This window comes from Streptomyces sp. S3(2020) (assembly GCF_013044505.1).
Classification (GTDB): domain Bacteria; phylum Actinomycetota; class Actinomycetes; order Streptomycetales; family Streptomycetaceae; genus Streptomyces.
The window spans coordinates 1-19,056 of record NZ_JABERD010000184.1; the positions used below are offsets into that span (position 1 = coordinate 1).

Here is a 19,056-nt window from a genome sequence, read left to right on the forward strand (position 1 = left end):
CCCGCCGTCCGTCCCGGCAGGTGCCTCGATAGCGGCCGGACCGGCCGCCGCGACGGCCCCCGCCCCGCCGCCGATGGGCACTTCGAGGACGTACGCGCTACCGCTCATCCCCGGCACTTCATGTGTCTGGAGCACACCGCCGTGGGCGCGCACGATCCCGCGCACGATGGGCTCGTGCACCGGGTCTCCCCCGGCGTACGGCCCGCGCACCTCGATGCGTACGACCTCGCCGCGCTGGGCCGCCGCCACGACGACGGTGTTGTCCATGTAACCGCCCGCCGACACGGGCGCGTTGCCGGTCGCGTCGACGCCGGCGACGTCCGCGACGAGGTGGGCGAGGGCCCGGGCCAGGAGCCGCGGGTCGACCTCGGCCTCGATGGGCGGGGCGTGCACGGCGAACTGCACGCGCCCCGGCCCGATGAGCTCCACGGCCCCGTCGACACCCGCCGCGACGACGGCGTCCAGCATCACTTTCGTCCGCGTGATGCCGTCGGCACCGGTGTCGAGGCGCTGGTAGGCGAGGACGTTGTCGATGAGCTGGGTGATCCGCGAGTACCCCGCGGACAGGTGATGGAGCACCTGGTTGGCCTCGGGCCACAACTGCCCGGCGTCGTCCGCGGCCAGCGCCGCCAGTTCGCGGCGCAGTTCGTCGAGCGGCCCGCGCAGGGAGGTCCCGAGCAGGGTGAGGAGCTGCTCGTGCCGTCCGGCGAGCGCCTCGTAGCGGTCCTTCTCCCGCTCCCCGAGCGCGGCGTACCGCTCCTCGCCCGCGGCGAGTTCCTCCTCGTGCTGCTCCTGGAGCGCCTCGACCTCGGTGACGTGCTTCTGGCGCAGCGCGGTCAGCTCGGAGGCGTGCTCCTCGGACAGCCGCTCCAGCTCCTGCGCGTGCCGCTGCTCGGCGGCGTCCTTCTCCTCGGCGAGCTGGTCGTAGGGCCGCCGGTCGGTGAAGGTCATGACAGCCCCGACGAGCTGGTCCCCGTCCCGCACCGGCGCGGTCGTCAGGTCGACGGAAACCTTGTCGCCCTTCTTCGACCACACCACCTGCCCGCGCACCCGGTGCTTGCGCCCGGAGCGCAGGGTGTCGGCGAGCGGGGACTCCTCGTACGGGAACGGTGTGCCGTCCGTGCGGGAGTGCAGCATGAGTTCGTGCAGCTCGCGGCCGCCGAGGTCGCTGGCCCGGTACCCCAGTATCTGGGCGGCGGCCGGGTTGACGAGCACGATCCGCCCGTCGGTGTCGGTACCGACCACACCCTCCGAGGCGGCCCGCAGGATCATCTCGGTCTGCCGCTGCGAACGCGCCAGCTCGGCCTCGGTGTCGACGGTCCCGGTGAGATCCCGTACGACGAGCATCAGCAGCTCGTCGCCGCCGTAGCCGTAGCTGTCGTAGGCCTGCTGGCCGTTCTCCAGATTGGCGCTGGTGACCTCGACCGGGAACTCCGCCCCGTCGGTCCGGCGCGCGATCATACGTGTCGGCTTGGTCTGCCCGCGCGGGTCCATGTGATCGGGCCGCCGCATGGACCCCGGAATCAGCTTGGAGTCGAACTCGGGCAGCAGATCGAGCAGCCCGCGCCCGACCAGCGCCGTACCCGGCGCCTCGAAGGCCTCGAGGGCGATGGTGTTGGCGTTGACGACGGTCCCGTTGGCGTTGACCAGGACCAACGCGTCGGGCAGCGCGTCGAGTATGGCTGCGAGGCGAGCAGCGCCTCGGGATGGCCTGCTGCTCACGAGACGCTTCCTCCCTGTTACCGCACCTTGCCGACCGCTCGGGCCATCTTGCCAACCGGCCCGCGACGTGTCACGCGAGGGAGTCTAAGGGCACCGGTTGTGCCGGGGGCGCCGGATGAGAGGGAGGTCGCACGACGAAGTGACGTAGAACGTGTGACCGCACGCGCGACCACCTGCTTCTCCTCCGTGAGACCTCCGCGGGACCGGCGCGGGACTTTCGCAGGACTTTTATGGGCGCCCTGTTTCCGCCATGAAATGCCTGTGCGAGGTACGTCCCGCCTACCGGCCCATGTCGGGCAGTACGGGAACGAGCCGGTCCCAACGGCCGATCTCGCAGCCGTCGCTCCGGTCGTACCGCGCGTCGACGGGCCGTCCGGCCCAGGTCCCGGTGACATGCGCGGTGGCCGGCCCGCCGTACTGCATGGTGCACAGGCTCCGTTCCGGTACGGGGGCGAAGGTGTCCTTGCCCCAGCGCGTACCGCGGTCGAGCGCGGCGCACGCGCTGCCGGCGTCGGGATGCGTGCCGCCGCCGGGATGGCAGTACAGCTCGAACGTCCCGTCCTTGGCGCCGCCCGCGTTGCGCACGGTGACGGTGAGGTGGTCGCCTGCGCGGTCGTCGTCGCGGGCGGGCGGGGGCATCGAGGTGTGGGCGGAGGCGGGTACGGCGGTGACGGAACCGGCGGCGACGAGAGTGGAGGCGCCGAGGACGAGGAGCCGGGCGAGCCGGGAGGACTGGAGCATGACCTGACTAACGCGCCCCGCCCCGGCCGGTTGCGCCACTCCTCGCGCACCGCCGGTAGTGCTTTGCCCTGCGGCCCGCCTGCCTAGTACCGTGGGAGGCGATTGGTGACACCACGCTCGACTGTGTCATCATCTGCACGCACCACTCGCGCTCGCGCGGGCGGCTGTGCTGGAGGCGTCGCCTAGTCCGGTCTATGGCGCCGCACTGCTAATGCGGTTTGGGACGCAAATCCCATCGAGGGTTCAAATCCCTCCGCCTCCGCGCTTGATCACGAAGCCCCGGTCATATCGGCCGGGGCTTCGTCGTTGCCACCAAGGCCCTGACAGGCCGTTTCCGCAGCTCACAAGGGGTGCGGCAAACGGATTTCACATGGCGGCGGCAGTCATGTAATGTTCTTCCTGTCGCCGCGAGCGGCCCGGAAGGGCAAGGAACGGCGGGAAAACAAAACAAGCACTCGTAGCTTAACGGATAGAGCATCTGACTACGGATCAGAAGGTTGCAGGTTCGAATCCTGCCGAGTGCACCAGAACTACCAGGCCAGGGCCCTGATTCCTCTTCGGAGGATCGGGGCCTTTGCTGTGGCGTCTCACAATTTCTCACATTCGCCTGTTGATCACGCTCAACCGAGCAGCTCGGCAAGCTTTTCCGAACCCGCCTTCAGAGACTGCGGATCGGGGTGCACGTAGGTGCGCTTCGTGAAGCCAAGGTCCGAGTGACCGGCCCACGCCGACACCACCGTGTCGGGCACGCCGTTGTTCGCCATCCACGACAGGCACGCGTGTCGCGCGTCGTACAACCGGACCTTGCGCACGCTCGCCGACTGCATGCGCTCGTACGCCCGGCGCCGGAGCCAATCCGTCTTCACTGCGCGCCCCAGCTCGTCGACCACGACACGACCGGACGCCTCGTAGCCCTGGCCGGCCTTCAGCTTCTCCGTTGCCTGGCGAGCACGGAACGCCCTCAGCGCCTGCAACACGACAGTGGGAAGCGGAAGCCACCGCTCGCCCGCCTCGGACTTGGTGTCCTTCTCGATCACTTCCCCGGCGACGAGAGTGCGCGTCGCCTCCACGCGGATCGTGCCTGCCTCCAAGTCGACGTCGGACCAACGGACACCACAGACTTCCGCTGGACGCATGCCGATCAGCGACAGCAGCATCACCGCGTACAGGCGATCGCCCGCGCAGTGCGCCAGGAACGCCTTCACCTCGTCCTCGATCCACGGCGTACGGGCCCTCTTCCGGGCCTTGTCGTCCTTGCGGGCCTGCCTCGGGATCACCGTGTGCTCGGCGACGTTCCGCCCGACCAGGCCCCTGCGGATGGCCAGGTTCAGCGCTGCCCGTAGCCGACCAAGCGTCAGGCTTACCGTCCGGACACTGAGTCCGGTCCCGGGCTTCCCGCCGATGCGTCGCGCGCTGGTCAGCATCCAGTCGACCAGCGAGTCAACGTCGTCCTCGCTCAACTCCTGAAGCAGTTTGTGCCCGAGGTGTGTGCGGACGTATCGCATCGCATCCTCGTACGACCGAGCGGTGGCCCGCTCGACGTCGCGCGTCGCAGCCTTCAGCCACATGTCGACCAGTTCGGCCACGGTCGTCTTCGACGGGATCACGAAGGTTCCGCTGGCCTTCTGGTGCTGGATGCGCGCGAACTCGGCGAGCGCCTCCTTGCGTGTGTCCTTGGTGACGGTCAGCTGCTTGCGCTGCAACACAGGCTCGCCCGTCTCCGGGTTGGTGAGCACATCACCAGTGGTCCTGTCCTTCTTCGGCTCGTAGCCGACGTCGACAACGAACCGGTATCGGACCCTCCCGCCCGACAACGTGACCTTCTTGATCGGATCAGCCACCCTCGTGTTTCCCCTCGATGCCTAGGGCCGCGGCCTTTCCGGCCGGGGTCGTGATCAAGAACGTGTTCCGCAAGCCCTGAGGTCGGGCCCACCGAGTGAAGTCGAGAGTGGCTGTCCCATCGTCACCCTCGGGGATGCGCAGCGGCCGCTTTCCATCGGCCCACTTCCACGCATCGGTGGCTGGCACAGCGCCCTCAACGCCGGTGATCTCGGCATCGCCGCTGGTGGTATCCGGCAGCAGCAGGGTCGACGGGTTCACGCCGAAGACGACAGCGAGCGCCACAAGGTCGTCGACGTCGACCCGTCGGATCTGCTTCTTCGTGTCCTCTTCTGCGCCGTTCTCGATCTTGTTGATGGCGTCCTGACTCAGTCCGCGACCTGCCGCGGCCAGCGCTTCAGACAGGGCTCGGAGACTCCAACCCCGCGCCTTGCGAAGCCGCTTCACGTTCGCGGCAACGGCTCGTCCACTGGCACCCAATTCGATACGTCCTGTCGTCATGATCTCGATGCTATCTATCGAGATCTTCTCGATAATCTCCAAGATCTTGTGGAACCTCCGCCTTGGGCTTACGCTCGCCATCATCACGCGACATCACGCGATGATGCAAGTCTTCATCGAGAAAATCTCGAAAGGAGTGGCGGTGAAGATCGACCTACTCACCCCCCGTGAGGTAGCTGCACAGCTTCGAGTCCACCCGGGAACGCTGGCCAACTGGCGCTACCAGGGGCTCGGGCCCAAGTACACGAAGCTGTCGGCCGCCCCCAACTCGCCCGTGCGGTACAAGCGCGGCGATGTCGAGGCCTACCTGCGACAGGCGGGGCGGGAGGTTGCCGCATGACCGGCACCCCGACCCTTGAGGAGATCCGCTCTTGGCCGGCGACCGTCAGCATCCCTCAGGCCGCCGAGGGCCTCGGGATCTCCAAGTCTCACCTGTACGAGCTGGTGAAGCGCGGTGAAGCGCCGGTGCGAACGATCCCTTTCGGCACTCGCCACCGCGTGGTCACAGCCTCGCTGGTCTCTCTCCTGGAGACCCCGTAGATCGAGCCCCCACCACCGGTGATTCAGCACCGGTTCGGCAGGGGCCCATCCGATCCAGAAACGCCGAAGCCCCGGGCTCATCGCTCGCCAGCGACCCAGGGCTTCAACACAGAACGGACCCCCAGATGATGACACGCTCCGGCGCCGCCGGACCACCCGAGCGAGGAAGCCTGATGCTGCGCCACGCGCTCGCTTACGCGGGGCACGGCTGGAAGGTCTTCCCGCTCGCGGGTAAGACGCCGGCGATCCCGCGCGTGCACGAGGCCGGGCACCCCTGCCACGGCGTGTGCGGGCAGCACGGGCACGGCTACCACGACGCCACGTGTGACCTCGAGCAGATCCGTGCATGGTGGGACCGCTACCCGTCCGCCGGCATCGGCTTGCCGTGCGCGCCCAACGGCCTGGCGGTCGTCGACGTCGACCCGCGCAACGGCGGCCACACGACGCTGTGCGCCCTCGAGGCCGAGCACGGGCCGATGCCCGGCACCCTCATGCAGATCACCGGTGGCGACGGCCTTCACCTGCTGTACGCCCACCCCGGCGCGGACTTGCCCGGCAAGCTCGGGCCCGGCATCGACGTGAAGGCCAACGGCTACATCGTCGCCGCGCCCTCCGTCCATCCGGACACGCGGGTGCGCTATCGCTGGTCGGGCGACGGCCAGTTCTGGCACCTGCCCGCGCCGTGGCCGGCCTTCCTGGGCACACGCCCCGCCGTGCCACAGCCTTCCGCAGCGCTCGCCGCGATGCGTCCGATCGATGGCTTGGTCGGCCTGGTCGCGTTCGTCCTCGAGGCGCGCGAGGGAGAGCGGAACTCCCGTCTGTTCTGGGCCGGTTGCCGCGGCCTTGAGCTGGTGCGCGCGGGCAAGGCCGACGGACAGGCCGTGTTCGCCTCGCTGATGGACGCGGCCGCCCGTATCGGCCTGTCGGACGCGGAGGCGTCGAGGACGCTGCGGGGTGCCGAGCGCGCCCCGGGCAGAGCGGGGGCGGCAGCGTGACGGACGGGAACGACTCGCACGACGAGGCCCGGGAGATCCTCGAGCGCAACGGCATCACGGAGGCCGCGTTCGCCGGTACGCGCACGCTGAGGATCACGCGCGCATCCGAGATCGAGCCGGAGCCTGTGGTGTGGGCCTGGCTCGACGAGGGCGAGGGACGCGTGCCCGCTGGCGCTCTGTCCGTCGCAGCTGGCCGCGAGGGAACCGGCAAGTCCTCGTTCGGCATGTGGATGGCCGCGCACATCACCCGCGGCACCCTGCCCGGCTCCTTCCAGGGACGGCCGCGCGCGGTCTTCTACGTGGCCGTCGAGGACTCCTGGCGGCAGACGATCGTCCCGCGCCTCATCGGCGCGGGCGCGGATCTGGACCTCGTGTATCGCGTCGAGGCTGTCGAGTCGGAGTACGGCGAGACCACACTGAGCCTGCCCCAGGACAACTCGCTGATGGAGAAGGCCATCACCGAGCATGACGTGGCCCTGGTCGTCCTGGACCCGCTCATGTCCTGCATCGGCAAGGGCATCGACACCCACCGCGAACGGGACGTGCGCACGGCTCTCGATCCGCTCGCCAGGATGGCCGACCGTACGGGCGCTGTGCTGCTCGGCATCGCCCACTTCAACAAGGGAAGCAGTACCGACCCGGCCTCCCTGATCACCGGCTCCGGCGCCTTCAAGAACGTGCCGCGCGCAGTCTTCGGCTTCGCCCGCGACGACGACAACGAGTGCCGAGTGATGACCCAGGCCAAGAACAGCCTGGGCCGCGCCGATCTGCCCTCGCTCGCCTACACGATCGAGACCAGGACCGTACCCACGCGCCTGGGCGATGCCCACGTGGGCCGGTTCGTCTTCACCGGCCGCGCCGACCGCACGGTCGACGAGATCCTGTCGGCCGGCCAGGAACCCGACCGAGGCGACCGCGACGACGCGGTGTCCTGGCTGCGCGGCTACCTCGAGAGCCAGGGCGGCGAGGCCTCGAGCAAGGACGTGAAGAGGGCCGCGGCCGCCGACGACATCTCCGAACGCACCCTTCAGCGCGCCATGCGAAAGGCCGGCGTCAAGGCGGAACGCGCAGGCTTCGGCAAGGGCTCCGTTTGGCGAATCACTGACTACTTCACCGACACACAGAGTGATGCCGCATCGGCAGTCGCGCCACAGTCGCGCCAGTCGCGCCAACCCTCAGAGCCTGGCGCCAATGGCGCGACTGGTGGCGCGACTGAGGCGCCATCAGGTCAGGGCTCACTGCCTGTAATCGGCGGCGAAGGTGCTCACCCCATTCCGGATAGCGCTCCCGCCACTCCCGATCAGCCCTCGGAAGGACACCCCGAATGACCCCCGCGCAGACCATCACCGCGCTCGCCCTGGCCGCGCTCCGCAACGACGCCAAGGGCCTCGAAGTCCTGCTCGTCGACCTGGACGACGACGAGGTCCGCAACGCCTGCGGTGTCGCCCTCCTCAACCTCTGCAACGGCTTCCGCCAGATCGTGCCGCCGAAGGACTGGCACGAGGTGATCGCCGAAATGCAGGCCCTCGCAGCCGAACACGCACAGGAGGCATGACCCATGCTGCGCCACACCCTCCCCAAGGCCACGCGCGAGGCGCTGGCCAAGACCCTGGCCGACCTGGACCAGGCCGAGCCACCAGCCCCCGTACCGGACCCCACCCCCGCGGAGCCCGGAAGCCCGAAGCCGCCCGGCTACTACGCCTCCTGCTCGCGCGAGGAACTCCACGTGGGCTTGCGCGAGCACGGCATCCACCACCACGGCCACGCCCTCCCGTAGGGCCGAAAGGACACGACACCTCATGCAGCACGCCGACCGCTACAAGGAACTCATCGCGCACACCCTCGTTGGCTCCCACCGAGCCGGCGCCCACACCCTCCCCCAAGCCCTGCTCGACGACTACGACGAGCTGCTGCGCCTCATCGAGGAGGGCAAGAACGCCCAAGGCCGCTGGATCAGCCCGCGAGCGGAGAACACCGCGGAGAAGGCAGCGATCCGGCTGCACAGGCTCGGCAACTACGGCGGCCGCGACGGCCTCATCACGGACCACATCGCACCCGCCCTCGACACCTACATCGAGCGCTTCACCCAGGCCCGGCGCACGGCCGGCCAGTATGCCTACTCGCCGGTCGTGCACACCGCGATGCTGCTCGAACCCCAGGACGTCCGCGAAGCCATCGTGGTCCTGCTCGAGTCAACGCACTACTACGGCCAGATCCGGCAGGCCTGGGCACTCCTGCGCGGCGGTCTCTACGGCGCAGCGGCCGCGAACACCAACACTGGCGTCGACCCCCGCGGCGCGCTCAGCCCTCTCGGAGAAGTCCGCAACATCGCCGACCTCGAGCCCGAGTGGGTCAACGCTGGCAACGTCGGCGCCAAGCCCTGGCCCTGGGGAGACCAGGCCCCCATCCACATCAAGCTCGGCTGGCTCATCGACCACGGCGCCGAGTTCTGGGCTCCCACCGCTCTCGAGCACGACCAGCTGTACGTGCAACTGCGCGACGCCGACCGCGTCAAGGCCGGACATCTCCGGGCGACCGGCGCAGTCCACCACGCCCGCGGCTGACCCACCCACGGCGCCCGCACCCCGCGGGCGCCCTACCTCCCCGGAGGACACGTGACCCTCACCCTCATGACAGACGCCACCAGGCACGGCATCAGCAGCCTCGTGCAGGCCGCCCGTGCCGGATGGCACACCCTCCCGCAAACCCTGCTGGACGACTTCACCACCCTCGAGACCCTGGCCACCCAGTACGAGAACGACCCCCAACCCGGCACCGCCACCCAGGCCGCCGAGCTCACCGCCCAGATGCGCACCGCGACCCGCGGCGGCAACGCCGACCAACTGATCACCCAGCACATCCAGCCCGCGCTCACCCAGTTCCTCACCGACTTCCAGTCCGACGCCACGGCGGCCGGACAGTACGCCGCCGCACCCAAGCCCACACTCGCCATGCTCGAGGAACCCGACAGCATCCAGCAGGCCTACACACGCCTCGCCGAGAGCACGCTGAGGTGGACGTCCATCCGCACCTCCTGGCGCATCCTGCGCGGCCTCAGCCTCGCCCCCATCCAGGACCCCGCAGGCCTCGACAGCATTCACGCCGAGATCGGCAACACGCTCACCCTGCGCCCCATCTGGGACCCGCACTCGCCCTACTCGCGCCTCGCCAGTCCGTGGGGCGAAGGCGTCTTCCACCTGCGCCTCAAGTGGCTGCTGGACCACGACGCGCAGGTCTGGGCGCCGACAGCCACCGAGCAGACGACCTCATGGATCGAGAACAACCCGGAGCTGGTGATCCGGTGACCAGACCGGCGGCCGGCGCGGTGTTTCCTGTGCGCCGCGCCGGCCGCCTTCCCGGGCGGGGGAGCACCCGCGCGGGCGCGCGCACGGGAGACCGCGGGGGAGGGCGCTCGGAATGTGTACGGGTCTGGGAGACCCCGCACGAGACGTCAACCGGGCCGCGCTACTCGGCGCCGGCGACCGTCCGCCAACCGCCCGGTACACGCTCCCACCTGCAACGACTCCTCAACCTCGAGGCCCTGCAAGCCATACGGCCGATACCCGGCCGCAGCGCGGCAAGGCCCCGGGAACCCCCTCCTAACTGGCAAGAAGCCCCCTCGAGCGCTGTGACTCCCATCAGCGCTCGAAACACCCTCTGACCTGGCACTACCCCGCCCCTCGGACGGCCTTCCGAGACCAACCCGCAGCCAACTTCACAGTGTTGAAAGGCACCTCTACATGGCTACGGGTGTGATGGTCGGACGCGGCTACGTGTCGATCCGGCCGGAATTCGAAGGCGACTGGTCGCGGAGCATCAGTGCCCGCGCGTCGCGGTCCGGCTCACAAGGCGGGTCGGCATTCTCCAAGGCCTTCTCCACGGCGATCGGCGCCGGGATGAAGGGCATCGTCGGCGGCCTGGGCACGGCGCTCGCCGCCGGCCTGGCACCAGCTGCCGCCGGCGCCGCCGCTATCGTCCCCGCGCTGACCACAGCCGGGGCCGCGGCAGGCGCGCTGAAGCTCGGTCTGTCCGGCGTCGGCGACGCATTCAAGGCCGCTTTCGCCAACAGCGGCGCGCAGGCCTCATCGGCAGCCTCCGCGACCAAGGCGGTTGAGGCCGCACAGCGCGGCCTGGCCAACGCCCAACGCTCCCTCGCCGATGCCCAGGTGCAAGCAGCCGAGCGCGTACGGGACGCGCAGGAGCAAGTCGCCGACGCCGAGCGGGACCTGGCCGACGCCCAGCGCGAGGCGCGCGACGTCCAGGGCGAGCTGACCGCCGCACGCCTCGAGGCGACGCGGGCCCTCGAGGACATGAACCAGCGGCTCGCCGGGGCGCGCCTCGACGAGCGCGAGGCCGTCCAGCGCCTCGAGGAGGCAGAGAAGGAGCTGAAGGCCGCGCAGGCCAAGCCGGGCACGGACCCGAAGGATCTCGAGGAGCTCGAGATCCGCTACGAGCGGGCGAAGCTCAACCTCGAGGCACAGCGCACCGAGACACAGCGCCTGGCCGACGACACCGCCAAGGCGAACAAGGCCGGGATCGAGGGCAGCGACCAGGTCACCGCCGCCAAGGAGCGGATCGCCGACGCCAACCGCAGCGTCGCCGACCAGGAGCGCGCGCTGGCCGAGGCACAGGCCGGTGTCGACCAGGCGCGCGCCGAGGGACAGCGGCAGATCGAGGACGCACAGCGGGCCGTTGCGGACGCCGCCCAGGCAGTCGCCGACGCCCAGACCGCTGCCGCCGCGCAGGCCTCCGCCTTCGACCAGGCCATGGCCAAGCTCGCCCCGAACGCGCGCAGCTTCGTCACCGCCGTGCAGGGCCTCGCGCCAGCGTGGAATGCGATGAAGCTGGGCGTCCAGCAGCAGCTGTTCGAGGGCCTGGACTCCACCATCACCGGCCTGGGCCGTACGACGATCCCGATTCTTCGGGAGAACCTCACCGAGACCGCAGGCGTCTGGAACCAGATCGCGAAGAACGCGGCCGCCGGGATCACCGAGATGGCCAAGACCGGGCTCCTGGACCAGATCCTCGCCGGGGCCACGGCCAACCTGAAGGTCTTCGAGAACACCCCGAAGCAGATCATCACGGCATTCGGTCAGCTGGCGGTCGCCGCGCAGCCCGCGTTCAACCAGCTGATGACGGGGGCCGCCGGCGCCATCAAGTCCTTCACGGACGGCATCGCCAAGTCGTTCGCGTCGGGCGGCCTCGAGCAGGCCATCACCACCGCGTTCGATCTGCTGTCGCAGCTGGGCGGCATCCTGGGCGACGCCCTGGGCGCGGTCGGCAACATCATGAAAGCCGCCTCCGACGCGGGCGGCCAGGCCCTGGCCGTGGTCGGCTCGCTGTTCGAGGAACTGCGCCGCATCACGGCCATGCCCGAGGTGCAGTCGGCCCTGCGCACGACCTTCGCCGCCATCGCACAGATCGCCGCCGCGATCGCCCCGGTGATCGGCTCCATCCTCCAGGCCGTCCTGCCCCTGGTGGCCGCGCTCGCCCCGGTGATCGCACAGATCGCGCAGGCACTGGGTCCGGCCCTGTCGCAGCTGGCGACCGCGCTCGGGGCCGCCCTGCTGCCGATCGTCGAGGCACTGAACCCGATTCTGTCCGTGCTAATGGACGCCATCGTGCAGGTGGTACAGGCGATCACGCCCCTGTTGCAGCCGCTCGGCGAGTACATCGGCCTGATCGTTCAGGCGCTGCTGCCCGCGCTACAGCCGCTCCTCGACATCGTCGTGCAGGTCGTCGACGTCCTCGTCGGCCCCCTCAACGAGATCATCCAGGCACTCATCCCCTACGCCGAGCTGTTCGGCGAGGTGATCGGGCAGGTGTTCGGCGCCCTCGAGCCGCTGATCGCGCCCCTGGTGGACATCGTCGGCTACCTCGCCGAGGTGTTCGCCGGCCTGTACGTGCAGATGGTGCAGACGTTCATCCAGGTCATCGTGCCGCTGCTGCCGGTGTTCACGGACCTGGTGGGCCTGGTCGTCACTCTGGCGCTGCAAGTGCTGTCCGCGCTGATGCCGTCGCTGGACGAGCTGATCGGGGCAGGCCTGCAACTGCTGGACGCGTTCCTGCCGCTGCTGCCGTCCCTCGCCGGGCTCGCAACACTGCTGCTCGAGCTGGCCGTTGCGGTGCTGCCGGTGATCCTGCCGCCGCTCATCAACCTCGCCGGGTTCCTGGTGTCCGGTCTGGCCTCGGGGATCTCGGCGGTCGTCGGCTGGGTGGCATCGCTCGTGACATGGCTGCGAGAGAACCTGGGGCCGGCGTTCCGGTGGCTCAACGACGAGGTGATCCAGCCCGTTTGGCGCGGGATCCAGGAGGCCATCCGGGTCGCGTGGGAGCAGGGCATCCGGCCCGTGTTCCGTTTCATCCGGGACGGGGTGGCCGGTGTCGGCACGGCGATGCGGAACGCCCGCGACAAGGTGATCAAGCCGGTCTGGGACGCGATCGTCTCCATCGTGGTCGGCGCCTACGACAAGGGCATCCGGCCCGCGTTCGACGCCCTGAAGACGGCGGTCGGCAAGGTGTCGGGCGCCTTCGACGACGCACGCAAGGCGATCAAGACCGCGTGGGACAAGCTCGAGGGCATCGCTAAGAAGCCCGTCTCCTTCGTGATCAATACTGTGTACAACCGCGGGATCGTCGCGGTCTGGAACAAGATCGCGAGTGCCTTCGGTGCTCCGGAGCTCAAGGAGTTCCACCCCAAGGGATTCGCGCGCGGCGGTGTGTGGAACAGCATCCTGCCCGGCTACACCCCGGGACGGGACGTCCACCGCTTCGTCAGCCCGACTGGCGGCGCCCTCGATCTCTCGGGCGGTGAGTCGATCTTCCGTCCTGAGTTCACGAGGGCGGTCGGCAGCAAGTTCGTCAACGGCATGAACTACCTGGCCCGCTCTGGCGGCGCGGCCCGCATCCGCGAAGCGCTCGCGCCCGTCCTCGGCGGCAACCCTCGTACTCCGACCGACCGTTCACTGCGCTACGCCGGCGGTGGGATCTACCCTCACCAGGCGTTCGCCGACGGCGGGATCTTCGGCTGGATCGGCGACGCGGCATCCACGGTGGCCGGCGCCGGGTCGGCGGTCTGGAACAAGGTGAAGGAGGGCGCAAGCTGGCTGGCCGACACGCTCGAGGCGTCGGCCCGGGCCGGTGTCAACGCGGTCGTCGACCCGATCCTGAAGTCCTTCCCCGGGATGGACACCTCGATCGGCCAGCTGATCCGCCACATCCCCGACAAGATCCTCGACGCGCTGTTCGGATACTCAGAGAGCGCGGACAAGAAGGGTGCGGGCGGCATCGGCGGGCCGCGGATCCAGGCCGCGCTGACATGGGCGAAGAAGCAGGACGGCAAGCCCTACCTGTGGGGCGGCGTCGGCCCGCAGGGATTCGACTGCTCCGGCCTCATGGGTGCGATCGAGAACGTCATCCGTGGCGTCACGCCGAACAGCCGACGCTGGGCGACGGGCGCGTTCAGCGGCAAGACGGCACCGCCGGGCTGGGTGTATCACGGCGACTCGGCGTTCCGCGTCGGCATCACCAACCGGGGTGTCGGCCACACGGCGGGAACGCTGGGCAAGACCGCGGTGGAGAGCCGCGGCGGCGACGGCGTGGTCATCGGCAAGGGCGCCCGCGGCTACAACAGCTCGCTGTTCACCGACTGGTACGGCTTCCAGCCCGGCAAGTACGACCAGGGCGGCTGGCTGCAACCCGGCTGGAACTTCAACGGCCTCGGCACCCCCGAGCCGGTCCTCACCCCGCACCAGCTGCGCACCCTCGAGGGCGCGGCCGCGGTCGGCGTCGCGGCCGGGCAGGGCAGCTCCGTCACGTACGAGATCAACGCCCGCACGGCGGACTTCACGGTGGCCGACCTCGAGCGCGTACAACGCGTCCAGGAGGCCAGAGCACGGGTGGGGAGGCCGCGCTAACGGCAGGCCAGGAAAGGGCCGGGCGTGCGCTGGGCGGGAGGGGCGGATATCCGTCCCTCCCGCCTACTCCGGGGGCCGGTTGTAGCTGTCGAGGGTCGCCTTTGCGGTCGACGCGTCCATGAGTCGCAGTTCCCACGGTCCGGTGTTCACGTCGAACTCCTTCCCGAACCCGACCCACTTGCCTGCCATGCGGCGCCCGGTGGGCTCCACGAGCATCTGTAGCGCCCCGAAGTAGCGGGCGCCCCGGTAGTAGCCCTCAGTGGCCGTCTGCTCGGTCCAGGTGCCCGTGACGGTGCCGCCCTCAAGCTGGAGATCGAGGGTCAGTGGACTGTCCGGGTTGAGGGAGGCATTCGGCAGGCTCCGGCCCGTGATCCGGTTGCCGTGCTGGAGGAGCACGACGTAGTGCTTGCCGGTGAAGACTTCGTTGCCCCGGCCGCTGGAGACGAACTCGTACGTCGACAGCCACACGCCGGAGTAGTTGCCGTGCGGCGCGGCCTGGGTGCTCGAGGCAGGGCCGGCCGCGGGGATGCCGACGGGCGAGTCCTCGAGGTCGTGTCCGCCGTGGCCGTCGTCGGCGACGCGGGCGAGGACGGGGGAGGGGAAGCCGAGGGAGTCGATCGGCAGCCCGGTCACGGCCTCCAGGGCGCGCGCGTACACCGGGCGGGGGGCTCCGGTGGCGCCGCTCTCCCAGCGCTGTACGAGCCGCTTGCTGGCGTCGTTGGGGGAACCCGCTCGCTCTCCGGCATCGCGGATCGCGCGGGCGAACTCGTCCTGACTCAGGAGCAGCCCCATACGGACCGCCCGAAGGGTGCTGTTCGGTGTCGTCATGTGATCAACGGTAGACGCTCAAGCCGCGGAATGACACCGAAATGACGCCCCTAGCGTCGTCGCTATGACGTCGCATCCGTCGTCGCGCAACGCGGCGCAACGAGGCGAACGTGACCAGTGACGAAAGCCCCGGCAGCCGCGCTAACGGCCCCGGGGCGTTGGCCGACTGGTTGGAGTCGACATGGCCGAGAGTACGCAGACCCCCGCCGCCGTACGCAACCCTTCCGCGTACGGCTGGTGCGCGTGGCACGAGAACTACGCCCGAGGCGTGCGGCTCATCCGGGTCATCGAGCAAGGCTCCGGACCGAGCCCCGCGCTGTTCGCCTGCCCGTCGTGCCGCATGGCGTACGACCTGGTCCCGCTGGACGACCAGTCGTGAGGAGCACGGCCGGGGTGAGGCCCGGCGAGGGTGCTGCGCAGGCCGCGTACCGGCGGCTGATCGTGCACGGGGCGTCGTGCCCCACATGCCTGACTGTGGACGAGGCAGGCAAGAATGCCAATCTCCACTGCGGCGCAGGCGCTCAGGCGTACGAGGCGTACCGGCGCGCCCGGCGTGGCCTGGCATAGCGTCCCCGTAGACCCCGCACCGGCCAATAACGCTCCCCAGGCGAGGCCGGGAACGGGAACGGCCCCCGAGGAGTGTTCCTCGGGGGCCGTCTGCCGCGGTCAGTTCTGCGGGTGGCCGCGGTCCTTGACCCACCAACCGCACGTGGCGCAGTAGTCGTAGGTCGCGGCGAGGAGGCGTCGGATCATGGCTTGGTCACCTCCCCGGTGATGTGGATGTGGGTGCGGTTCGGGGTGTCGGGGGCGGCGCTGGTGTAGATCAACATCCCCTTCTGGGCGCCCTTGAGAGGGGTCACGCTCAACAGCTCGTGACCTGCGCATTGGCGGCAGGAGGGGCGCTCTTCCCCCGGTGGGGGAGCGGGGTTAGCTGTACGGCGCACGGACCGCCACAGTGCGACCGTCCCCGCGACGACCACGAGGAGCACGCCGACCGCCTCGTCGACGGCGAACGCCACGGCGACCACGACCCCCGCGAGGACGATCAGGACGCATGCGCCGGCCGCCCGCGATGACTCCTCCGGCTGTTCGGCCGGGGCCCGCTTCTTCCGGCCCATCACACGGCCCGGTACACGGTGTCGCCGATCCAGTTCGCGGCGAGCGCGAGTGGCACCGCGGCGAAGCCCGCGACCCCGGCCGAGGTGCCGAGGGTGATGCCGCACCAGGCGCCGCGCTTCAGCACGCTGCGCTCTTCGTCGCTGGCCTTCTTCACGGCCGCGAGGAACCCGGCGGTGAGGATGAGCACCACGCAGTTCCCGGGGGTGGACAGCGGGACGAACGTCTTCGCCGCCGAGAGCTGACCGGTCTGCTCGCCGACGCCCCACAGCAGGGCTGCGTCGCCGAGCCAGTTGGACAGGCCGAGGACGGCGCTGGAAGCGGTGCCGATGAGTCCGGCGACGCCGAGGGTGGTGAGGGCTCCGTAGCACCAGGACAGCAGCCACGGCAGCAGCTTCGCGGCGTGCTTCACGGGGTCCTTGAGCAGCTGCTTGCGGCCGGGCCACCACTTGGTGATGTCCCAGACGAGGAGGCAGATTCCGACGGTGACGCCGCCGAGCGTTACGTAGTTCACGGGTGGTCCTTCAGCGGACGATGGCCGCGCCGAGCGCGGCGAGGGTGAGGATGAGGGCGCCCGTGCCGAGGACGGGTGGCACGGCACGGGGCGCCACGCCCGCCAGCACGGAGAGGCTGGCGAGCGCGGCGAGGGCGAAGAACACAGCGGCCCGCACGGCTACGTCCGGGCGAAGGTGCGCTCGCGGATGGTGTCGGCGGTCGCGTGGATCGCGGCGCGAGCGGCGGCCACGTTCTGCGCCTCCGTGTCGGGGCCGTTGCAGACCTCGCGGAGGACGGCGAGCGATGCGCGCATTGGCGCATCGAGCCGCAACACGAGGGCCTTGCCGCCTGCCACATCGGGCGCTGCATCCGGGGTCGCCGCGGTGGGTGCCGGCGGGGGCGCGTCGAGGAGGTCTCTGCGTACGGTCTCGCGGGAGACACCGAGCTCATCGGCGATCTTCGGCACGGGCATGTGGAGGCTGGCGAGGTGGGCGACGACGATGCGGCGCACCTCGCGGGACATGGCAGCCATCACGCACCACCCCCGGCGCGGCGGGGGCCGTTGGTCGTCTTCGCAAGTAGGAGGCCGTACGCCATGCGTTGCTTGCGTGCGGCCTCGTCCGTTGCCGACTCGCGGCCGGCGTACTGCCGCACGGCCAGCTCGCGGTCGTCGCCGGGGAGGAGGCTGCGGAGGAACTCGCGGGCGTCCATCAGTGCTCACCCCCGGCGAGGATCGCGGTCAGCTCGTCGGCGAGGGCGCGCAGCCGGTCCGCGTAGGTGTCGAGCGTGGCGGCCAGGTCGTACAGAGCGACCGGGGTCAGTACCCGTCCGGGCGGGTACACCGAGACGCCGACCGTGGGGCCGCCGAGCTCGGGCCCGGCGACCGTCGTGAACGGGCACTGTGCCAGGCCCGCCGCGAGGACCTCGGCGCCGAGGAAGCCGAGGACGATGTCCGGGCCCTTGTGGACGATGTCGACGCGGTGGCCGGGCTGTTGGCCGTCGTGTCCGGTGCACCATGACGGCTCGGGGACCGTCACGTTTCCGTGGTCGACGGTGGACAGGGTGATCGTGCGGGGCGCGGTCATCGTCCCGCCTCCGCAACCGCGGCCAAGCCCTCGAGCCGGTCCGCGAACTCCCGCAGCTTCGCCGCCTCCTGGCGGGCCTGGCCGGGGGTGAGGTCCGACTCGCAGAACCCGATGACCTCCGAGCGCTTCTCGAAGGCGAGCAGTCGCGCGTTCACGTACGGGGACTCTCCTCCGGGCACCGTGACCTCGAGGGCCACGCCCTGGTGGTCGTCGTGCTCACCTCGCTCGATGCACCAGGCGTAGGCCTGGCACCGACGCTTGGCGTGGATCGCGTCCGCCACCTCCGCGTACGCGGCTCTCGGGTCCGCCTCGCCCTCGACGTAGGCCTCGAGGTCGCGGACCCAAGCCGTCAGCTTGGGCGAGGCGCCCTCGAGCATCTGCGCGTGCAGGGCCCGCATGTGCTCGAGGAAGTCAGCCACGCTCTCGATGACCCGGGCCGCGCCGGCGGAGTCGAGGGCCACGCCCTCCCCGCCCGCATCGAACCCGAAGCTGACGCCCACGGACTCGCTGTTCGCGTACAGCTCGGCGGACAACAGCGGCCCTGTGCCGCTCATCCCTGCCGGTACCGGGAGCGTCGCCGGAGCGCTCGAGTGCTCCGTGAACGTGCTGTCCGCGGTACGCCGCTCAACGCACAAGCCCGGGGCGCAGAACGGGAAGTGGCCGGTGTCGTCATCCGAGACCGGGTGCGCGGCGGGCCGCTCGCTGTCGGCGAGGAACGCGGACACGACGGGGAACTGTGCGTCGACGGACCGGCGGACGGCTTCCCGCTCCTCAGCCTCGAGGGCTTGGCCCACGGTGATGTTCGCCCGTGTACGGGTCACGTCCGGGTTGGTCACGGCCGCGTCCGCACTGGCGAGGACCTCGCCGAGGGACGCGGGGAAGGTCTGTACGGTGGTGCTCATGGTCTGGACTCCTTGATCAGGATGGGTCTGGATCAAGGCGCCGTTCGGTGTTACCGCACCGGACGGCGCTGCCCGCGTCTCACGCGCGTCTCACAAACTGCGCGGAAGAGACGGGAAAAGGAGCCTCTAACCTGATCTACTGGCGACTGTTCCGGGCTGTATGGAATCCCCGGAAGTCCTTCAGATCACTACGGATCAGAAGGTTGCAGGTTCGAATCCTGCCGAGTGCACATGAAATGAGAGGCCCCGGAGAGATCCGGGGCCTCTCGCGTTGTCCGGGGTGGGTTCGCGGTACGGGAGGGGTGCTGATGGAGGGTGGGATCGGTAGAGCGGGGGTCGTCGGGGTGATGCTGGCCGCGCTGGTGGGTTGCGGGGG

General features: G+C 69.9%; 22 protein-coding genes and 2 tRNA genes. 12 read left to right on the plus strand and 12 right to left on the minus strand.

Annotated features, from left to right (window positions below; genetic code table 11):
* Together HLK59_RS37810 and HLK59_RS37815 are read right to left on the minus strand one after the other, a co-directional pair.
* Positions 1–1,722, minus strand: a 1,722-nt coding sequence (locus tag HLK59_RS37810) for a PAS domain-containing protein (RefSeq protein ID WP_171146159.1), incomplete at its 3' end; no start/stop codon positions are given.
* Positions 1,723–2,001: 279 nt separating this feature from the next.
* Positions 2,002–2,463: an SSI family serine proteinase inhibitor gene (locus HLK59_RS37815; protein WP_171146160.1), complete on the minus strand. Its 462-nt coding sequence runs from the start codon at positions 2,461–2,463 to the stop codon at positions 2,002–2,004.
* A 171-nt stretch (positions 2,464–2,634) separates the two neighbouring features.
* On the opposite strand from HLK59_RS37815, the gene HLK59_RS37820 reads away from it, so the two are divergent.
* Together HLK59_RS37820 and HLK59_RS37825 are read left to right on the plus strand one after the other, a co-directional pair.
* A tRNA-Ser gene (locus tag HLK59_RS37820) sits at positions 2,635–2,725 on the plus strand.
* Positions 2,726–2,914: 189 nt separating this feature from the next.
* A tRNA-Arg gene (locus HLK59_RS37825) sits at positions 2,915–2,990 on the plus strand.
* Between the two features lie 93 nt (positions 2,991–3,083).
* On the opposite strand, the gene HLK59_RS37830 is transcribed toward HLK59_RS37825, so the two are convergent.
* Together HLK59_RS37830 and HLK59_RS37835 are read right to left on the minus strand one after the other, a co-directional pair.
* Positions 3,084–4,304, minus strand: coding sequence for a site-specific integrase (locus tag HLK59_RS37830; protein WP_171146161.1), 1,221 nt, complete (start codon positions 4,302–4,304; stop codon positions 3,084–3,086).
* Entirely contained in the window at positions 4,297–4,803 is a 507-nt protein-coding gene (locus HLK59_RS37835) for a helix-turn-helix transcriptional regulator (RefSeq protein WP_171146162.1), read from the minus strand. The genes HLK59_RS37830 and HLK59_RS37835 overlap by 8 nt, the downstream gene beginning before the upstream one ends.
* Between HLK59_RS37835 and HLK59_RS37840 the strand changes: the two genes are divergently transcribed.
* The 9 genes from HLK59_RS37840 (at position 4,802) to HLK59_RS52145 (ending at position 14,254) form a co-directional block, all read left to right on the plus strand.
* The gene (locus HLK59_RS37840; RefSeq protein ID WP_240982875.1) at positions 4,802–5,143 is read left to right on the plus strand and encodes a helix-turn-helix domain-containing protein; all 342 of its coding nucleotides are present in this window, start codon (positions 4,802–4,804) and stop codon (positions 5,141–5,143) included. The two genes, HLK59_RS37835 and HLK59_RS37840, sit on opposite strands and share 2 nt — an antisense overlap.
* A complete protein-coding gene (locus tag HLK59_RS37845; protein ID WP_171146163.1) occupies positions 5,140–5,343 on the plus strand; it encodes a helix-turn-helix domain-containing protein in 204 nt (67 codons plus the stop codon). The genes HLK59_RS37840 and HLK59_RS37845 overlap by 4 nt, the downstream gene beginning before the upstream one ends.
* Before the next feature lie 125 nt (positions 5,344–5,468).
* Positions 5,469–6,338, plus strand: a complete 870-nt coding sequence (locus HLK59_RS37850) for a bifunctional DNA primase/polymerase (RefSeq protein WP_171146164.1) — start codon at positions 5,469–5,471, stop codon at positions 6,336–6,338.
* A complete protein-coding gene (locus tag HLK59_RS37855) occupies positions 6,335–7,666 on the plus strand; it encodes an AAA family ATPase (protein WP_171146165.1) in 1,332 nt (443 codons plus the stop codon). The genes HLK59_RS37850 and HLK59_RS37855 overlap by 4 nt, the downstream gene beginning before the upstream one ends.
* Entirely contained in the window at positions 7,663–7,893 is a 231-nt protein-coding gene (locus HLK59_RS37860; RefSeq protein WP_171146166.1) for a hypothetical protein, read from the plus strand. Before HLK59_RS37855 ends, HLK59_RS37860 begins: the two co-directional genes overlap by 4 nt.
* Before the next feature lie 3 nt (positions 7,894–7,896).
* A complete protein-coding gene (locus HLK59_RS37865) occupies positions 7,897–8,115 on the plus strand; it encodes a hypothetical protein (RefSeq protein WP_171146167.1) in 219 nt (72 codons plus the stop codon).
* Between the two features lie 22 nt (positions 8,116–8,137).
* On the plus strand, positions 8,138–8,902 hold the full coding sequence (locus HLK59_RS37870; RefSeq protein ID WP_171146168.1) for a hypothetical protein: 765 nt from the start codon (positions 8,138–8,140) through the stop codon (positions 8,900–8,902).
* A gap of 66 nt (positions 8,903–8,968) precedes the next feature.
* Entirely contained in the window at positions 8,969–9,643 is a 675-nt protein-coding gene (locus HLK59_RS37875; protein WP_171146169.1) for a hypothetical protein, read from the plus strand.
* Between the two features lie 435 nt (positions 9,644–10,078).
* Positions 10,079–14,254 carry an NlpC/P60 family protein gene (locus HLK59_RS52145; RefSeq protein ID WP_171146170.1) on the plus strand — a complete coding sequence of 1,392 codons (4,176 nt, stop codon included), beginning with the start codon at positions 10,079–10,081 and terminating at the stop codon, positions 14,252–14,254.
* Positions 14,255–14,317: 63 nt separating this feature from the next.
* Here the strand turns inward: HLK59_RS52145 and HLK59_RS37885 are convergent, their stop codons facing one another.
* Complete coding sequence (locus tag HLK59_RS37885; protein WP_171146171.1) at positions 14,318–15,082, minus strand: XRE family transcriptional regulator; 765 nt, start codon at positions 15,080–15,082, stop codon at positions 14,318–14,320.
* Positions 15,083–15,263: 181 nt separating this feature from the next.
* Between HLK59_RS37885 and HLK59_RS37890 the strand changes: the two genes are divergently transcribed.
* Entirely contained in the window at positions 15,264–15,461 is a 198-nt protein-coding gene (locus HLK59_RS37890; RefSeq protein ID WP_171146172.1) for a hypothetical protein, read from the plus strand.
* Positions 15,462–15,831: 370 nt separating this feature from the next.
* Here HLK59_RS37890 and HLK59_RS37895 read toward each other — a convergent pair whose 3' ends face one another.
* Genes HLK59_RS37895 through HLK59_RS37925 form a run of 7 tightly spaced genes read right to left on the minus strand, consistent with a single transcriptional unit; the run spans position 15,832 to position 18,680 of the window.
* Positions 15,832–16,200, minus strand: coding sequence for a hypothetical protein (locus tag HLK59_RS37895; protein ID WP_171146173.1), 369 nt, complete (start codon positions 16,198–16,200; stop codon positions 15,832–15,834).
* Entirely contained in the window at positions 16,200–16,712 is a 513-nt protein-coding gene (locus HLK59_RS37900) for a hypothetical protein (protein ID WP_171146174.1), read from the minus strand. Before HLK59_RS37900 ends, HLK59_RS37895 begins: the two co-directional genes overlap by 1 nt.
* Before the next feature lie 10 nt (positions 16,713–16,722).
* Positions 16,723–16,869 (minus strand): hypothetical protein, encoded by a 147-nt coding sequence (locus tag HLK59_RS37905; protein ID WP_171146175.1) that lies wholly within the window; start codon positions 16,867–16,869, stop codon positions 16,723–16,725.
* Positions 16,870–16,871: 2 nt separating this feature from the next.
* A complete protein-coding gene (locus HLK59_RS51500; RefSeq protein ID WP_240982876.1) occupies positions 16,872–17,225 on the minus strand; it encodes a helix-turn-helix domain-containing protein in 354 nt (117 codons plus the stop codon).
* Positions 17,225–17,404: a hypothetical protein gene (locus HLK59_RS37915; protein ID WP_171146176.1), complete on the minus strand. Its 180-nt coding sequence runs from the start codon at positions 17,402–17,404 to the stop codon at positions 17,225–17,227. Before HLK59_RS37915 ends, HLK59_RS51500 begins: the two co-directional genes overlap by 1 nt.
* Complete coding sequence (locus tag HLK59_RS37920) at positions 17,404–17,778, minus strand: hypothetical protein (protein ID WP_171146177.1); 375 nt, start codon at positions 17,776–17,778, stop codon at positions 17,404–17,406. The genes HLK59_RS37915 and HLK59_RS37920 overlap by 1 nt, the downstream gene beginning before the upstream one ends.
* Positions 17,775–18,680: a hypothetical protein gene (locus HLK59_RS37925; protein WP_171146178.1), complete on the minus strand. Its 906-nt coding sequence runs from the start codon at positions 18,678–18,680 to the stop codon at positions 17,775–17,777. Before HLK59_RS37925 ends, HLK59_RS37920 begins: the two co-directional genes overlap by 4 nt.
* Between the last annotated feature and the right edge of the window lie 376 nt (positions 18,681–19,056).

Bases quoted from the DNA above. Each gene is read 5' to 3' on its own strand.
- HLK59_RS37920 (WP_171146177.1), bottom strand. From the start codon at position 17,778: ATGACCGCGCCCCGCACGATCACCCTGTCCACCGTCGACCACGGAAAC.
- HLK59_RS51500 (WP_240982876.1), bottom strand. From the start codon at position 17,225: ATGGCTGCCATGTCCCGCGAGGTGCGCCGCATCGTCGTCGCCCACCTC.
- HLK59_RS37860 (WP_171146166.1), top strand. From the start codon at position 7,663: ATGACCCCCGCGCAGACCATCACCGCGCTCGCCCTGGCCGCGCTCCGC.
- HLK59_RS37815 (WP_171146160.1), bottom strand. From the start codon at position 2,463: ATGCTCCAGTCCTCCCGGCTCGCCCGGCTCCTCGTCCTCGGCGCCTCC.
- HLK59_RS37845 (WP_171146163.1), top strand. From the start codon at position 5,140: ATGACCGGCACCCCGACCCTTGAGGAGATCCGCTCTTGGCCGGCGACC.
- HLK59_RS37865 (WP_171146167.1), top strand. From the start codon at position 7,897: ATGCTGCGCCACACCCTCCCCAAGGCCACGCGCGAGGCGCTGGCCAAG.
- HLK59_RS52145 (WP_171146170.1), top strand. From the start codon at position 10,079: ATGGCTACGGGTGTGATGGTCGGACGCGGCTACGTGTCGATCCGGCCG.
- HLK59_RS37835 (WP_171146162.1), bottom strand. From the start codon at position 4,803: ATGACGACAGGACGTATCGAATTGGGTGCCAGTGGACGAGCCGTTGCC.
- HLK59_RS37875 (WP_171146169.1), top strand. From the start codon at position 8,969: ATGACAGACGCCACCAGGCACGGCATCAGCAGCCTCGTGCAGGCCGCC.
- HLK59_RS37870 (WP_171146168.1), top strand. From the start codon at position 8,138: ATGCAGCACGCCGACCGCTACAAGGAACTCATCGCGCACACCCTCGTT.
- HLK59_RS37915 (WP_171146176.1), bottom strand. From the start codon at position 17,404: ATGGACGCCCGCGAGTTCCTCCGCAGCCTCCTCCCCGGCGACGACCGC.
- HLK59_RS37840 (WP_240982875.1), top strand. From the start codon at position 4,802: ATGATCTCGATGCTATCTATCGAGATCTTCTCGATAATCTCCAAGATC.
- HLK59_RS37850 (WP_171146164.1), top strand. From the start codon at position 5,469: ATGATGACACGCTCCGGCGCCGCCGGACCACCCGAGCGAGGAAGCCTG.
- HLK59_RS37885 (WP_171146171.1), bottom strand. From the start codon at position 15,082: ATGACGACACCGAACAGCACCCTTCGGGCGGTCCGTATGGGGCTGCTC.
- HLK59_RS37895 (WP_171146173.1), bottom strand. From the start codon at position 16,200: ATGGGCCGGAAGAAGCGGGCCCCGGCCGAACAGCCGGAGGAGTCATCG.
- HLK59_RS37890 (WP_171146172.1), top strand. From the start codon at position 15,264: ATGGCCGAGAGTACGCAGACCCCCGCCGCCGTACGCAACCCTTCCGCG.
- HLK59_RS37925 (WP_171146178.1), bottom strand. From the start codon at position 18,680: ATGAGCACCACCGTACAGACCTTCCCCGCGTCCCTCGGCGAGGTCCTC.